The sequence below is a fragment of the Allobosea sp. CS1GBMeth4 genome (assembly GCF_900185715.1).
Classification (GTDB): domain Bacteria; phylum Pseudomonadota; class Alphaproteobacteria; order Rhizobiales; family Beijerinckiaceae; genus Allobosea.
Window position 1 is genome coordinate 1 of record NZ_FYAS01000017.1, and the last position, 13,913, is coordinate 13,913.

A 13,913-nucleotide genomic window follows, 5' to 3' on the forward strand; every position below is an offset into this window, starting at 1 on the left:
GGCGGAGACCGCGATGCAGGGCGCCGATGCGGCGGCGGCGACGGCACGCAGCGCCCTCGCCGCCACGCGCGAGGACGAGGCGCGGCTGCGCGGGCCGGTCGCGGAGGCGGACCGCAAGGCACAGCGCCTCGAAACCGAGGTCCGCACCTTGCAGAAGCTGCTCGCCCCGGCGGCGGGCGGACGCTGGCCGGCGATCCTCGACGCGATCGCGGCCGCCAAGGGCTACGAGACCGCGCTGGGCGCGGCGCTCGGCGACGATCTCGACGCCTCCGCCGATCCGGCGGCGCCGGCGCACTGGTCCGACAGCGGCGGCGGCGAGAGCGACCCTGCCCTCCCGGACGGCGTCGAGCCGCTCGCCAGCCATGTGCGCGGGCCGGCGGCACTCGCCCGGCGGCTGCGCCAGATCGGGGTCGTCGCCCGGCCGGACGGAACCGCATTGCGGGCGAAGCTGCTGCCCGGCCAGCGGCTGGTTTCGCGCGAGGGCGACATCTGGCGCTGGGACGGCTTCACCAGCGCCGCCGAGGCGCCCTCGCCCGCCGCCCGCCGGCTCGCGGAGAAGAACCGGCTCGGCGATCTCGAGCGCGAGGCGCAAGGCGCACGCGAGGCTGCCGAGGCGGCCCGCGACGGCCTCGACCAGGCGGGCGAGCGCACCAAGGCGGCTGCGCAGGCCGAAGCCAGGGCCCTGGAGGCGACCCGCGAGGCGCGGCGCAACCTCGATTTGGCGCGCGAGCGCCTCACCCAGGCGGAGCGTCGCGCCGGCGAGACCGCGGCCCGCCGCTCGGCCCTGACCGAAGCGATCGGCCGGCTCGGCCAGAACATCGCCGATGCGCAGGCCCACGCCCAGGCCGCGACTCAGGACCTGGAAGGCCTCGCGCCGGCGCCCGAGCTGGAGAGCGCCCTGCTCGCCGCCCGGGCCGAACTCGGCGAGCGCCGCGCCGCGGCCTCCGAAGCGCGGGCGCAGGTGCAGACGCAGGCGCGAGAAGCCGAGTTGCGCAGCCGCCGGCGTGAGGCGATCGCACAGGACCTGCGCGCCTGGCGCGAGCGGGCGGTGGCGAGCGAACAGGGCGCCGCCGACACCCGTCGGCGAATCGAGACGGCGGCGGCCGAGCACAAGGCGTTGCTGGAGGCCCCGGACACGTTCCTGGTCGAGCGTCGCCGGCTTCTCGCCGAGATCGAGACGGCCGAAGGCGCCCGTCGCAGCGCCGCCGACAGGCTCGCCGCCGGCGAGGTCGCGCAGGCGGATGCCGACCGGCAGGCGCGCGCCGCGCTGGAAGCGCTTTCGGCGGCGCGCGAGGGCCGGGCGAGCGCCGAAGCCAGGCTGGAGGCGGCGCGCCAGCGCCTCGCCGACGTCGCGCGCCAGATCGTCGACGGGCTGGAGACCGAGGTTGCCGGCCTGCATCGGCTCGCCGGCCTGAAGGCGGGAGAGACGCCACCGGACGCGGACGATGTCGAGCGCCGGCTCGGCGGACTCAAGGCCGAGCGCGAGCGGCTGGGCGCGGTCAACCTGCGCGCCGAGGACGAATTGACCGAGGTCCAGGGCAAGCGCAGCGGCCTCGCGACCGAACGGGACGACCTGACCGAGGCGATCAGGCGCCTACGGCAGGCGATCGGCGCCCTCAACCGTGAAGGCCGGGAGCGGCTTCTTGCCGCATTCGAGATCGTCAACGGCCATTTCCAGCATCTGTTCGGCGTCCTGTTCGGCGGCGGCACGGCCGAGCTCTCGCTGGTCGATTCGGACGATCCGCTCGAAGCCGGGCTCGAGATCATCGCGCGCCCCCCGGGCAAAAAGCCGCAGGTGATGACGCTGCTGTCCGGCGGCGAGCAGGCTCTGACCGCGACCGCGCTGATCTTCGCGGTATTCCTGACCAACCCGTCGCCGATCTGCGTGCTCGACGAGGTCGACGCGCCGCTCGACGACGCCAATGTCGAGCGCTACTGCGACCTGCTCGAGGAGATGGCGCGCAACACCTCGACGCGCTTCATCCTGATCACCCACAACCCGATCACCATGGCGCGCATGGACCGGTTGTTCGGCGTCACCATGGCCGAGCGCGGCGTCAGCCAGATGGTCTCGGTCGACCTCGCCACGGCAGAGCGCATCCGCGAGGCGGTCTGACTTCCACCGCAGCGCGCAAAATCGTCGCCGGCGTCCGCCCGAATCGTAGAATCGTTTTTTTTCCAATAGATTAGCTGCAAACAACTCGCCTTGACACCCTGTCGAGCCGTCAATATGGTTCGCCCGATTTTTCCGGGCGGCGGGGCTTTTTCATCGCACGGAGCGATCGGCAATCCGACGAGCACCCGTCCCGAGTCGTCCGCGAGCGGATCGGCCGGTCCGGGCAGCGCAAATCAGCGACAAATCCGGTATCGTCCGGTTCCTTCGCGAACCGAGCACGGAAGGGTCGTGCCATGACGGTGGTCAAGCGGCGATGACGGGCCAGGACGGAAAAGGTTCGGGTCCGGGGCGGCCCGCGGATGAGGATGCGAGCCTGGAGAGCCGGCTCAAATCGCTCGATGCGGGCCTGAAGCGTGCGACCAACCAGACGGAAGCCGAGATCCGGCGGGAAGCCGCTCCGTCCGATTCCAGCGGAATCGGGCAGGCGATGCGGCTTTCCACGGAATTCGTCGCCGGCATCATCGTCGGCGGCGGGCTCGGCTGGGCCGTCGACAAATGGCTCGGGACGGCGCCCTTCGGGATGATCGTCCTGCTGATGCTCGGCTTCGGCGCTGGCGTGATGAACGTCGTGCGCGCAGCGGGCTTGATGAAATCGCGCTCTGACGATAAGTCGGGCGCGCAGAATTGAGGTTCGGCCCCGAAACGGGCCTTCTTGTGGCGGAGACAGGGCGAACGATGGCTGGTCCGATCGAGCAATTCGAGATCAAACCGATCGTGTCTCTCGGCAAGATCGGGGGAAGCGAAATCGCTTTCACCAATTCCGCCCTGTTCATGGTCGCCGCTGTCGCCATCATCGCGCTGCTCTTCGTCTACGGCACGCGCAACCGCTCGCTGGTGCCGGGGCGGCTGCAGTCGCTGGCAGAGATGGGCTACGAGTTCGTCGCCAATACAGTCAGAGACTCGGCCGGCCATGACGGCATGAGGTTCCTGCCGCTGGTGTTCTCGCTCTTCATGTTCGTGCTGGTCAGCAACCTGCTCGGCATGATCCCCGGCGCCTTCACCGTCACCAGCCACCTGATCGTCACCGCGGCACTCGCCGCACTCGTGATCCTCACGGTCATCGTCTACGGCATCTACAAGCACGGCACCCATTTCTTCGGCCTGTTCGTGCCGGGCGGCGTCCACCCGCTGATGCTGATCATCCTGGTGCCGATCGAGGTGATCTCCTTCGTCTCGCGCCCGATCAGCCTGTCGGTCCGTCTCTTCGCCAACATGCTGGCGGGCCACATCGCGCTGAAGATCTTCGCCGGCTTCGTGGCGACGCTGCTTTTCGCCGGCGGCTGGGCGATCCTGTCGCCGCTGCCGCTCGCACTGACCATCGCTCTGATCGCGCTGGAGTTCCTGGTCGCCGCGCTGCAGGCCTATGTCTTCGCGGTGCTGACCTGCATCTACCTGCACGATGCCCTGCATCCGGGCCACTGAGCGGCCCTGATCCTCGAGTTCACCCCTCCTAAGCCACAACCTTCCCCCTAAGGAGCTTTTCAATGGATCCCGTCGCAGCCAAGTACATCGGCGCTGGTCTCGCTTGCCTCGGCATGGCCGGCGCGGGCATCGGCCTCGGCAACCTCTTCGGCCAGTTCCTCTCGGGCGCGCTGCGCAATCCGTCCGCGGCCGACGGCCAGCGCGGCACCCTGCTGCTCGGCTTCGCGCTGACCGAAGCGCTCGGCATCTTCTCGCTGCTGATCGCGCTGCTGCTGCTCTTCGCGGTCTGATCGCGACCACGACCCGAGCCCGCCGCGGGCGACGTCCTCATCGGCGTCTCGCGGCGGGCTCCCGCCTCCCTTCCCGTATCGCCGTGCGAACCATCCGGGCTCGTGCGGCCGGATGAGGTTCAGTGATGGCAGCGCCAGCCACGACCACCGGAACGACCGCCCATGGCGGCGCTGACGCCGCCCACAGCGGCGGCTTCCCGCCCTTCCAGGGCGAAACCTTCGCTTCGCAGCTGCTCTGGCTCGCGATCACCTTCGGCGTTCTCTACTGGCTCGCCGCCAAGGTCATCGTGCCGCGCCTCGGCGGTATCCTCGAGGAGCGCGCCAGCAAGATCGGCAACGATCTCGACGAGGCGGCCGCGATGAAGGCCAAGGCCGAAGAGGCCGGCCAGGCCTATGAGAAGTCCCTCGCCGAGGCCCGCGCCAGGGCGCAGGCGATCGCGCAGGAGACGCGCGAGACGGTCAATGCCGACAGCGCCGAGCGTCGCAAGAGCGTCGAGGCCGACCTCGCCGCCAAGCTCGCCGCCGCCGAGGCCAAGATCGTCGCCACCAAGACCGAGGCGATGAGCCATGTCGAGGCGATCGCCGCCGACGCGGCCGGCGCCATCGTCGGCCGCCTCACCGGGGCCGCTCCGGCCCCGGCCGACGCCGCCAAGGCGGTGAAGACCGCGCTGGGAGGCTGACGAGATGACCCTGCTGAGCAATCCGACCTTCTGGGTCCTGGTCGCGACCATCGTCTTCATCGCCATGGCGGTGAAGATGGGTGCCGTCAAAAGCCTGACCGGCGCACTCGACGCTCGTGGCGAGCTCGTCGCCCGCGAGCTGGCCGAGGCGCGGCGCCTGCGTCACGAGGCCGAGCTGCTGCTCGCCGAGTACGAGGGCAAGCGCAAGGCCGCCGAGGCCGAGGCCGAGGCGATCGTCGCCAATGCCAAGGACGAGGCCCAGCGCCTCGCCAAGGAGGCCGAGGAGAAGCTGGCCGAGTTCGTCACCCGGCGTACCAAGTCGGCCGAGGACAAGATCGCCCAGGCCGAGACCCAGGCCACCGCCGAGGTCCGAGCCGCCGCCGCCGAGGCCGCGACGCGCGCCGCCGAGCTCATCCTGCGCGGCCAGGTCGCCGGCAAGGCCGGCGCCGAGCTGATCGCCGCCGGGCTGAAGGACGTGCGCGCCAAGCTCAACTGAGCCGCCGCTCCCGGACGACCAGACGAACAACGCCGCGGCCTTCAGGCCGCGGCGTTTTCATGTCTGCCATGTAGAACGAGGCTGAGACGCCCGCCCTATTGAATGGCGACGGCCGTTCCCGGCGGCGGGAGCGGCGCGGAGGCGGGAGCCGCTGCGGCCTTCGGCGCGGCGGGCCTCCCGACGGGCTGCGGCAGCTTCGCCATGGCGGGCGCCGCCGGCGCCGCGGCGGGCCTGGGCCTGGGCCGGCGCGGCTGGATCGTCGAGGTGACGATGCCCTGGGGCGTGTCGAGCCCGTAAATGTCGTCGCGGAACTGCACGAGCCCCTCGGCGTCCTGCCAGCCGGTCATGTAGACCCAGGCGACCGGCACCGCCTTCTTCAGCGGGATGTTCCTGCGCTCGCCCTTGGCGATCTCGGCCTCGATCGCCGCCGGCGTCCATTCCGTGCCGTCCAGCAGCCAGGCCGCCAGATCGCGCACGCCCTCGATCCGGGCGCAGCCGGAGGAGTTGAAGCGGACATCGTTGCGGAACAGCGATTTCTTCGGCGTGTCGTGCATGTAGACCGCCTCGCTGTTCGGCATGTCGATCTTGAGCTGGCCGAGCGAATTGCTCGGCCCCGGCTCCTGCCGGACATAGAAATAGGGACTGCTCAGGCTCGCCCAGTTGACGCTCGCCGGGTCGATCTCGCGGTTCTCGGCGCCGAGCAGCTTCATGTTCGACTTGGCGACGAAGCCCGGATCCTTGCGCATGTGCGGGATGATGTCGGCCTTCACGATCGACATCGGCACCGTCCAGTACGGGTTGAGGTTGACCGAGGTGATGCTGGCCTGGAGCACCGGCGAGGGACGGTCGGGCCGGCCGACGACGGCGAGGTGGCGGCGCTGGACGGCACCGTTCTCCACCGCCTCGGCGCTGGCGCCGGGAATGTTCACCACGACATAGCGCTCGGTGAAGCTGAAGCCGTTGCCCTTGAGCCGCTCCAGCGTCGCGGTGAGCTGGTTGAGGCGGACCTCGACCGGCACGTTCAGCGCCTTCAGGGTGAGGCGCCCGACGGTGCCGAGCTCTGACAGGCCGTGACGACGCTGGAAACGCTTCACCGCGGCGATCACGACGTCATCATAGACGTCGCCCGGCAGGGCGGCCGGCGGCAGGTCGCCGCTCAGCATCAGGCGCTGCTTGAGCAGGGCGACATCCGGCCCCTGCGATTCGGGCTTCAGCGCCGTCGCGCTGCCCGGCACCTTCGGCCAGCCGCCGCGGCCGGCGATGTCCTCATGCGCGATCAGCGCCTCGAGCGTGCGGTCATAGGTCCTGGGGCCATAGCCCGGCTCCTCGGCGCGGGACGCCGAGAGCATCGCCGCGAAGGAGACCGCGGCGGCGAGGACATGGCGAAGGCAAACGCGATACATGGGCCAGCTTCCAAGGCGCGAACATACACGCCGTCGGAAGCTTCCCTCGCATATGGTCAAGGAAGCCTTAAGGCAGGCTGACCCGGTGACGAAAGGGCAGCGGCCGCCGGGCCCTGCCCTTTCGTCGCCTCTACTCCGCCGCTTGCTGCACGGGCGCGGGCCTCTCCCATTTCAGCACCGGCTGGCGCGCGGCCCGGGTCTCGTCGAGACGGCGGATCGGAGCATGGTGAGGCGCCGAGGTGAAGCGGCTCTTGTCGTTGCCCCTGGCCGCCATGGCGAGGTCGCGCAGCGTCGCGATGAACAGGTCGAGCGAGGCCTTCGACTCGGATTCGGTCGGCTCGATCAGCATGGCGCCGTGGACCACGAGCGGGAAGTACACCGTCATCGGGTGGTAACCCTCGTCGATCATCGCCTTGGCGAAGTCGAGCGTCGAGACGCCGGTGCCCTTCAGCCAGTCGTCGTCGAACAGCGCCTCGTGCATCGAGGGGTGGTCCGGGAAGGGCAGCGACATCAGGTCGGCGAGGCCGGCGCGGATGTAGTTGGCGTTGAGCACGGCGTCTTCCGAGGCCTGCTTCATGCCGTCGGCGCCGTGGCTGAGCATATAGGCGAGCGCACGGACATACATCCCCATCTGGCCGTGGAAGGCGGTCATGCGGCCGAATGGATCGTTGCCCGCGGGCGCATCGGCCTTGTGCTCGACGAGGCGCGACTTGCCCTTCTCGACGTGGATGAACGGCACCGGCGCGAAAGGGGCCAGCCGCTCCGAGAGCACGACCGGGCCGGCGCCCGGGCCGCCGCCGCCATGCGGCGTCGAGAAGGTCTTGTGCAGGTTGATGTGCATGGCGTCGACGCCGAGATCGCCCGGGCGCGCCTTGCCGACGATCGCGTTGAAATTGGCACCGTCGCAGTAAAAATAGGCGCCGGCCGCGTGCATCGCCGCGGCGATCTCGACGATCTGCGGCTCGAAGATGCCACAGGTGTTCGGGTTGGTGAGCATGATCGCCGCGACCTCGGGGCCGAGCAGCGCCCTGACGTCCTCGACCGCGACGGTGCCATCCGGCCGGGCCGGAACCGGCTTCACCGAGAAGCCGACCAGCGCCGCCGTCGCCGGGTTGGTGCCATGCGCCGATTCGGGAACCAGCACGACGTTGCGGGTCGCGCCCTCGCCCCTGGCGGCGATCGCGGCCTTGATCGCCATCATGCCGCAGGCTTCGCCATGGGCGCCCGCCTTGGGCGACAGCGCCACCGCCGGCATGCCGGTCAGCGTCATCAGATAGCGGGCGAGCTCCAGCATCAATTCGAGCGCGCCCGGCACGGTCGAGACCGGCTGCAGCGGGTGCACGTCGGCGAAGCCCGGCAGCCGCGCCATCTTCTCGTTGAGGCGGGCATTGTGCTTCATCGTGCAGGAGCCGAGCGGAAAGAGGCCGGTATCGATGCCGTAATTCTTCTGGCTGAGACGGACGTAATGGCGCATCGCCTCGGGCTCGGAGAGGCCGGGCAGGCCGATCTCGCCTTGGCGGGCATGCTTGCCGAGGCGGCTCGCGAACGGCGCCGGCTTCTCGATGTCGACGCCGGTGGTCTCGTGATGGCCGATCTCGAAGATCAGCGGCTCGATCTGCTCGAGCGCACGGTTGCCGGTGAAGGTCTCGTGGTGCTGGCTCTCGCCCTCGCCGGCCTGGGTCGGGCGTCCCTGACGGTTCAGCATCACAGCACCTCCTTCAGCGCCGCAACCAGCGCCGCCCGGTCTTCATCCGTGTTCACTTCGGTGTTGGCGACGATCAGGAGATCGTCGAGCCCGGCGCCCGGGATCAGGCGGGAGACCGGGACGCCGGCGAGAATGCCCTTTTCGGCCAGAGCCTCGGCCACCTGCGCCGCCGGCCTCGCCAGCTTCACGGTGAACTCGTTGAAGAAGCTCTCGTTCAGGACCTCGACGCCGTTCACGCCGGCGAGCAGGTCGGCGAGCTTGACCGCGTTGGCGTGGTTGACCTCGGCGAGCCGGGTCAGGCCGGCCTGGCCGAGCAGGGTCATGTGGATGGTGAAGGCCAGCACGCACAGGCCGGAATTGGTGCAGATGTTCGAGGTCGCCTTGTCGCGGCGGATATGCTGCTCGCGCGTCGACAGCGTCAGCACGAAGCCGCGGCGGCCATCCGCATCGACCGTCTCGCCGCAGAGCCGGCCCGGCATCTGGCGGACATATTTCGCCTTGGCGGCGAAGAGGCCGACATAGGGGCCGCCGAAGTTCAGGGCATTGCCGATCGACTGGCCCTCGCCGACGACGATGTCGGCATCCTGTGCGCCGGGCGGCGTCACCGCGCCGAGCGAGACGACCTCGGTGAAGACCGCGATCAGCAGCGCGCCATGGGCATGCGCCTTCTCGGCGATGGGCTTGAGGTCGCGCAGATTGCCGAAGACGTCGGGCGACTGCACGACGACGCAGGAGACGCTGTCGTCGATCTGGCCGAGGATGTCCTCGCCGGCGCGGACATCGGGCGCGAGCGCCACGACCTCGTCATCGGCCATCCCGGACAGGGTCTCGACGACCTGGGCATAGTGTGGATGCAGCCCGCCGGAGAGCACCGCCTTGCGCCGCCTGGTGACGCGATGCGCCATCAGCACCGCCTCGGCCGTGCCGGTCGAGCCGTCATACATCGAGGCGTTGGCGACCTCCATGCCGGTCAGCGCCGCGACCTGCGTCTGGAACTCGAAGAGATATTGCAGCGTGCCCTGGGCGATCTCGGGCTGATAGGGCGTGTAGCTGGTCAGGAATTCCGAGCGCTGGATCAGATGGTCGACCGTCGCCGGAACATGGTGCTTGTAGGCCCCCGCCCCGACGAAGAACGGCACCGAACCCGCCGCCGTGTTCTTCGCCGACATCCGCCCGAGGATGCGCTCGACCTCGAGCTCGCCCTTGGCGCGCGGCAGATCGAGCAGCTGCTCGAGCAGCTTGCCCCTGGGCACGTCGGAGAAGAGCGCATCGACATCGGGGACGCCGATGCGCGCGAGCATGTCCTCGCGGTCGGTCTCTGTGAGGGGGAGATAGCGCATGGGAGTTCCTTGAATGGCGTCATGCTCGGGCTTGACCCGAGCATCTCTTCAACCAGTGCCTGCTCGTCCGGAGATTCTCGGATCTCCGGACGAGAATGACGCGCCAGCGGTCAGTTCACAGCGTCTTGATGTAGTCCTGGTACTCGGCCTCGCTCATCAGCCCGTCGAGCTCGGAGGCATCGGCGAGCCTGAGCTTGACGAACCAGCCCTTGCCGGCCGGGTCCTCGTTGACGGTGCCCGGCGCCGCCTCGAGCTCGCTGTTGACGGCGACCACCTCGCCGGAGACCGGCGCGTAGACCTCGGACGCCGCCTTGACGCTCTCGACCACGGCGGCCTCGCCGCCCTTGCTCAGCGCCTTGCCGAGCGCCGGCAGCTCGACGAAGACGACGTCGCCGAGCTGGCCCTGGGCGTAGTCGGTGATGCCGACCGTGCCGGTATCGCCCTCGATGCGGATGTATTCGTGGTCCTTGGTGTAGCGGGTATCGGCCATGGTGTCCTCCGGCGGAACGATGTGAAGCTCAGCGCTTGTAGCGGTTGGGAACGAAGGGCATCGCGGCGACGGTCGCCGGCAGCGGCTTGCCGCGCACGATCAGGTCGAGCCTGGTGCCGGGCGCGGAATGCTCCCTGGCGACGTAGCCCATGGCGCAGGGGCCGTTCAGCGTCGGGCCGAAGCCGCCCGAGGTGACCTTGCCGACGATCGCACCGTCTGCGGTCGCGATCTCGGCGCCCTCGCGCGCCGGGGCCCGACCTTCCGGCAGGAGGCCGACACGGACGCGCGCGACCCCTTCGGCGAATTCGCGCTGGATGCGGGCCGCGCCCGGGAAGCCGCCCTCCTCGCGCCGGCGCTTCTGGATCGACCAGGTCAGCGCCGCCTCGACCGGCGAGGTGGTGGTGTCGATGTCGTGGCCGTAGAGGCAGAGGCCCGCCTCGAGGCGCAGCGAATCGCGCGCGCCGAGCCCGATCGGCTTCACGCCCGGATCGAGCAGGAGCGTGTCCCAGATCTCGCCGATCCGGTCGGCCGCGGCCGAGATCTCGTAGCCGTCCTCGCCGGTATAGCCGGAGCGGCTGACATTGGCCTTGACGCCGCCGAGCTTCAGCGTGCGCAAGCTCATGAACGGCATCCCCGCGACCTCGGGATTGAGCGCCGCCAGCGCCTGCTCGGCCTTGGGCCCCTGCAGGGCGATCAGGCCGCGATGCTCGGCCTTGACCAGCTTCACATTGGCGGGAAGGCGCGCCTCGATATGGGCGTAGTCGGCAGTCTTGCAGGCGGCGTTGACGACGAGCAGCAGCGCGCCGTCCTCGTCCGGATCGGCCGAGCGCGTCACCATCAGGTCGTCGAGGATGCCGCCCTCCTCGTTCAGCAGCTGCGAATAGCGCTGCTTGCCGGGCGGCAGGTTGACGATGTCGGCCGGGATCAGCGCCTCGAGCGCGCGGGCCGTCGTCTCATGGTCGGGGCCGATGAGGAAGGCCTGGCCCATATGGGAGACGTCGAACAGGCCGGCATTCTCGCGCGTCCAGTTGTGCTCGGTCATGATGCCGGTGGGATACTGCACCGGCATGTCGTAACCCGCGAACGGCACCATGCGCGCGCCCAGCGCGACATGACGGGCGTGGAGCGGCGTCTCGAGCAGCGGCTCGGAGCTTGCAGTGTCGGCTGCGGCAGCCATGGCGTCCCTTCCAGAATCGAGCGCGGACCCCGGACGGATTCGCCCGGAGCGCGCCCCCTCTGTCCCGGGACCTGAGAGATTTCCCTGCGGGCCAGCGGCCGAGGCAGGTTACCCCCGTCGGTGGGCGGAACGTCGCTCCGCCGCTTTCCAGAGTGCCAACTCCCGCGCGGTCCTTAAGGCCTGAGCGTTTCCGGGGCGGTTGCGCCTTCGGCGCCGGCGCCGGACCCGTGCGGTCCTGCGCCGGTCTCTCCCGCGGGGATGATACGGCTGAGCCAGCAATAGACGAGCGAGAGGCCAAGTCAATCGGCCCGCCCGCCTGAATTCACGCCAGCGTGCGGATCACCTGCGCCGGCGCCGGGCGGGTTCGCCGCCGCCCGGGCTCAGGCCGACGATGATCTCGACATCGCCGGAACCGGCCGGAACGCTGATGTTGCTCTCGACATGCGAGAAGTCGACGCCCGTCTGGCCGTGCGGGATCGAGCCGCCGACGCGGGCGCTGCGCCGGGCGACGACCTGGTTGTTGCGCATCACCTGGACGATCAGCGTCGCACCATAGCTGCCGGGGCTGCCGGCGGGACCGATCAGGACGCGGCCTTCGGTGCCGACCTTGAGCGTGAAGCCGCCATCCTTTCCGACCGGCGTGCACTCGCGCGCGACCGTCGTGATCGAGACCTGGCTGCGCAGGCTGCCGCTGTCCGGCCCCGACTGGGCCCGGATCGCGGCACCGCCATCGGCGACGATCACCTGCGGGCAGACGAAATAGACGTCGTCATCGGTCGGCAGCTGGTTGGCCGGCGGCGGCGTGGTCGACTGGAAGACGAGGATATTGCCGAGCTTCTGCGCGGCGCTGGGCTCGCCGGTGCCCGACGAACCCGATGAGCCGCAGCCGGCGAGCACAAGCGCCAGGGCAGCGGGCAGAGCGAACCGGCCGATGCGGCCAGCGAAGCGATCAATCACGGCAAAGCCTCCACGCCGGGGCCGAATCCGTTCAGAGAAACCGGAATGCCGACCCCTTCCTCCGGCGTCTGAAACACGATGAATGTGGCGTTCTTGCCGCCCTTGAGCTGGCCGAGCAAGGTGTCGTCCATCACCACCTCGGCGACGCAGCCGGTGGTCAGGCAGCGCACGAAGCCGGCACGGCCGATGTCCTTGTCGTCGATCTTGAGGCCGAGGCCGGACGGGAGGAGCACGCCGAGCGGCGCGACGACGCGCAGCAGGCGGCTCTTGTGATCGGCCGTCTTCAATACGATCACCAGCAAGGTGAGATTCGGCCGATCCTCGGCTGCGACGTTCTGCACGAGCGCGCACTGCTCGGCCTTGGCTCCGGGCGGGGTCTCGCAGCGCATCTGCCAGTCGCCATGGGTGGCGCGCACGGCGCCCTGGGCAGCGGCGGGCGCAGCCGAGAGCAAGCCGCAGCCGAGGACGGCGAGCGCCGCGGCCACGGGACCGATAGATGAGCGCATCCCTGTCCTCCTCCTGATGGGCGTGGGGATGCGCGCATACCCACGCCGAACGGCGCCCCCGCCAAGCGAGAGTGCGTTCCGACCATGGGTCCCGATTCCTGTCAAGGCGAAGGATCACCTGGGCCCGGATGCCGAACCCGAGGTGGGCGGAAAGCAGACAGCCGCGATCGATCGCCGACATCCAGCAGATGTCGCGTACTTATGCCGCACGGACTATGCCGCAGCGTGCCATTACCCCACTGGCGCAAGCGTGATCTTTGATTTATCGCAATCCCGAAGAACCGGGGCAGCCAGACGTGGCCTTCCCGGCGCGCGCCTGCCTTGAAGCTGACGGAGGCGGATCGCGCGGCATCACAGGAGCTATGTCGGACCGATGCGATTTGTGACCATTCCTCCCAGGAACGCGCTGGCAGCCCTCGCTGCGGCTCTGGTGGCGTTCGCGCCGGCCATCGCATCGGCTCAGAACGGCATGCCCCTGCCCTGGCAGGTGAACCTGCAGCCGGCCGCCACCGAGGTCGCGACCTTCATCCACTGGTTCCACGACTGGGTGAACATCCTGATCACCGTCATCACGCTCTTCGTGCTGGCGCTGCTGGTCTATGTGGTCTTCCGCTTCAACGAGAAGGCCAACCCGGTCCCCTCCAAGACGACGCACCATGCCCTGCTCGAGGTGGCCTGGACCATCATCCCGGTGCTGATCCTGGTCGTCATCGCCATCCCCTCCTTCCGCCTGCTCAAGCTGCAGCTCGAGGTTCCCAAGGCGGACGTGACGGTGAAGGTCACCGGCAAGCAGTGGTACTGGTCCTACGAATACCCGCAGGACGGCGCCGCCTTCGGCTTCGATTCGCTGATGCTCGACGAGAAGCAGCGCGCCGAGGCGATCCAGACCAAGAAGATCGCCGAATCCGAGGCGCCGCGCCTGCTCGCCGTCGACAACGAGGCGGTCGTTCCGGTCGGCAAGGTCGTCCGCCTGCAGGTCACCGGCGCCGACGTCATCCACAAATTCGCGTTGCCGGCCTTCGGCGTGAAGATCGACGCCATCCCCGGCCGCCTGAACGAAACCTGGTTCAGGGCCGATCGCGAGGGCATCTTCTACGGCCAGTGCTCGTTCATCTGCGGCCAGAACCACGCCTTCATGCCGATCGCCATCCGCGTCGTCAGCCAGGAGCGCTACACGGCCTGGCTCGCGGAAGCGAAGCAGAAGTTCGCCAATGCGGCCGACGCCGCCAGCAAGGTCGCCGCAGCGACCCGCTGAACCCGACACTCTTGTA

At 69.3% G+C, this 13,913-nt stretch carries 13 protein-coding genes, 1 pseudogene and 1 riboswitch; of the genes and pseudogenes, 7 read left to right on the forward strand and 7 right to left on the reverse strand.

Features of this window, described 5'->3' with window-relative positions; all coding sequences use genetic code 11:
• The 6 genes and pseudogenes from CS1GBM4_RS10450 to CS1GBM4_RS10475 all read left to right on the forward strand — a co-directional run.
• Positions 1–2,116, forward strand: a pseudogene (locus CS1GBM4_RS10450) (chromosome segregation protein SMC); the annotation flags it as partial.
• A gap of 487 nt (positions 2,117–2,603) precedes the next feature.
• On the forward strand, positions 2,604–2,804 hold the full coding sequence (locus tag CS1GBM4_RS24555; RefSeq protein ID WP_244607163.1) for an AtpZ/AtpI family protein: 201 nt from the start codon (positions 2,604–2,606) through the stop codon (positions 2,802–2,804).
• Between the two features lie 47 nt (positions 2,805–2,851).
• Positions 2,852–3,598, forward strand: a complete 747-nt coding sequence (locus CS1GBM4_RS10460; protein WP_186418662.1) for a F0F1 ATP synthase subunit A — start codon at positions 2,852–2,854, stop codon at positions 3,596–3,598.
• 62 nt (positions 3,599–3,660) lie between these two features.
• Positions 3,661–3,888, forward strand: coding sequence for a F0F1 ATP synthase subunit C (locus tag CS1GBM4_RS10465; protein ID WP_091831801.1), 228 nt, complete (start codon positions 3,661–3,663; stop codon positions 3,886–3,888).
• A gap of 125 nt (positions 3,889–4,013) precedes the next feature.
• Positions 4,014–4,568 (forward strand): F0F1 ATP synthase subunit B, encoded by a 555-nt coding sequence (locus CS1GBM4_RS10470; protein ID WP_186418663.1) that lies wholly within the window; start codon positions 4,014–4,016, stop codon positions 4,566–4,568.
• Between the two features lie 4 nt (positions 4,569–4,572).
• Positions 4,573–5,064 (forward strand): ATP F0F1 synthase subunit B, encoded by a 492-nt coding sequence (locus CS1GBM4_RS10475; RefSeq protein WP_186418664.1) that lies wholly within the window; start codon positions 4,573–4,575, stop codon positions 5,062–5,064.
• Between the two features lie 95 nt (positions 5,065–5,159).
• Here the strand turns inward: CS1GBM4_RS10475 and CS1GBM4_RS10480 are convergent, their stop codons facing one another.
• The 7 genes from CS1GBM4_RS10480 to CS1GBM4_RS10510 form a co-directional block, all read right to left on the reverse strand.
• Complete coding sequence (locus tag CS1GBM4_RS10480; RefSeq protein ID WP_186418665.1) at positions 5,160–6,467, reverse strand: L,D-transpeptidase family protein; 1,308 nt, start codon at positions 6,465–6,467, stop codon at positions 5,160–5,162.
• Between the two features lie 130 nt (positions 6,468–6,597).
• The gene (gene gcvPB / locus CS1GBM4_RS10485) at positions 6,598–8,172 is read right to left on the reverse strand and encodes an aminomethyl-transferring glycine dehydrogenase subunit GcvPB (RefSeq protein ID WP_186418666.1); all 1,575 of its coding nucleotides are present in this window, start codon (positions 8,170–8,172) and stop codon (positions 6,598–6,600) included.
• Complete coding sequence (gene gcvPA, locus CS1GBM4_RS10490; protein ID WP_186418667.1) at positions 8,172–9,512, reverse strand: aminomethyl-transferring glycine dehydrogenase subunit GcvPA; 1,341 nt, start codon at positions 9,510–9,512, stop codon at positions 8,172–8,174. Before gcvPA ends, gcvPB begins: the two co-directional genes overlap by 1 nt.
• 115 nt (positions 9,513–9,627) lie before the next feature.
• The gene (gene gcvH, locus CS1GBM4_RS10495) at positions 9,628–10,002 is read right to left on the reverse strand and encodes a glycine cleavage system protein GcvH (RefSeq protein WP_186418668.1); all 375 of its coding nucleotides are present in this window, start codon (positions 10,000–10,002) and stop codon (positions 9,628–9,630) included.
• 28 nt (positions 10,003–10,030) lie between these two features.
• On the reverse strand, positions 10,031–11,179 hold the full coding sequence (gene gcvT, locus CS1GBM4_RS10500) for a glycine cleavage system aminomethyltransferase GcvT (RefSeq protein ID WP_186418669.1): 1,149 nt from the start codon (positions 11,177–11,179) through the stop codon (positions 10,031–10,033).
• Positions 11,180–11,336: 157 nt separating this feature from the next.
• A riboswitch (glycine riboswitch) is annotated at positions 11,337–11,442 on the reverse strand.
• Positions 11,443–11,518: 76 nt separating this feature from the next.
• On the reverse strand, positions 11,519–12,136 hold the full coding sequence (locus CS1GBM4_RS10505) for a hypothetical protein (RefSeq protein ID WP_186418670.1): 618 nt from the start codon (positions 12,134–12,136) through the stop codon (positions 11,519–11,521).
• A complete protein-coding gene (locus tag CS1GBM4_RS10510; protein ID WP_186418671.1) occupies positions 12,133–12,642 on the reverse strand; it encodes an invasion associated locus B family protein in 510 nt (169 codons plus the stop codon). Before CS1GBM4_RS10510 ends, CS1GBM4_RS10505 begins: the two co-directional genes overlap by 4 nt.
• Before the next feature lie 469 nt (positions 12,643–13,111).
• Between CS1GBM4_RS10510 and coxB the strand changes: the two genes are divergently transcribed.
• Positions 13,112–13,897 carry a cytochrome c oxidase subunit II gene (coxB, locus tag CS1GBM4_RS10515; protein WP_244607166.1) on the forward strand — a complete coding sequence of 262 codons (786 nt, stop codon included), beginning with the start codon at positions 13,112–13,114 and terminating at the stop codon, positions 13,895–13,897.
• Positions 13,898–13,913: the final 16 nt, after the last annotated feature.

Excerpts from the sequence above, each read along its gene's own strand:
- CS1GBM4_RS24555 (WP_244607163.1), top strand. The coding sequence starts at position 2,604 with ATGCGGCTTTCCACGGAATTCGTCGCCGGCATCATCGTCGGCGGCGGG.
- CS1GBM4_RS10460 (WP_186418662.1), top strand. The coding sequence starts at position 2,852 with ATGGCTGGTCCGATCGAGCAATTCGAGATCAAACCGATCGTGTCTCTC.
- CS1GBM4_RS10465 (WP_091831801.1), top strand. The coding sequence starts at position 3,661 with ATGGATCCCGTCGCAGCCAAGTACATCGGCGCTGGTCTCGCTTGCCTC.
- CS1GBM4_RS10470 (WP_186418663.1), top strand. The coding sequence starts at position 4,014 with ATGGCAGCGCCAGCCACGACCACCGGAACGACCGCCCATGGCGGCGCT.
- CS1GBM4_RS10475 (WP_186418664.1), top strand. The coding sequence starts at position 4,573 with ATGACCCTGCTGAGCAATCCGACCTTCTGGGTCCTGGTCGCGACCATC.
- CS1GBM4_RS10480 (WP_186418665.1), bottom strand. The coding sequence starts at position 6,467 with ATGTATCGCGTTTGCCTTCGCCATGTCCTCGCCGCCGCGGTCTCCTTC.
- gcvPB (WP_186418666.1), bottom strand. The coding sequence starts at position 8,172 with ATGCTGAACCGTCAGGGACGCCCGACCCAGGCCGGCGAGGGCGAGAGC.
- gcvPA (WP_186418667.1), bottom strand. The coding sequence starts at position 9,512 with ATGCGCTATCTCCCCCTCACAGAGACCGACCGCGAGGACATGCTCGCG.
- gcvH (WP_186418668.1), bottom strand. The coding sequence starts at position 10,002 with ATGGCCGATACCCGCTACACCAAGGACCACGAATACATCCGCATCGAG.
- gcvT (WP_186418669.1), bottom strand. The coding sequence starts at position 11,179 with ATGGCTGCCGCAGCCGACACTGCAAGCTCCGAGCCGCTGCTCGAGACG.
- CS1GBM4_RS10510 (WP_186418671.1), bottom strand. The coding sequence starts at position 12,642 with ATGCGCTCATCTATCGGTCCCGTGGCCGCGGCGCTCGCCGTCCTCGGC.
- coxB (WP_244607166.1), top strand. The coding sequence starts at position 13,112 with ATGCCCCTGCCCTGGCAGGTGAACCTGCAGCCGGCCGCCACCGAGGTC.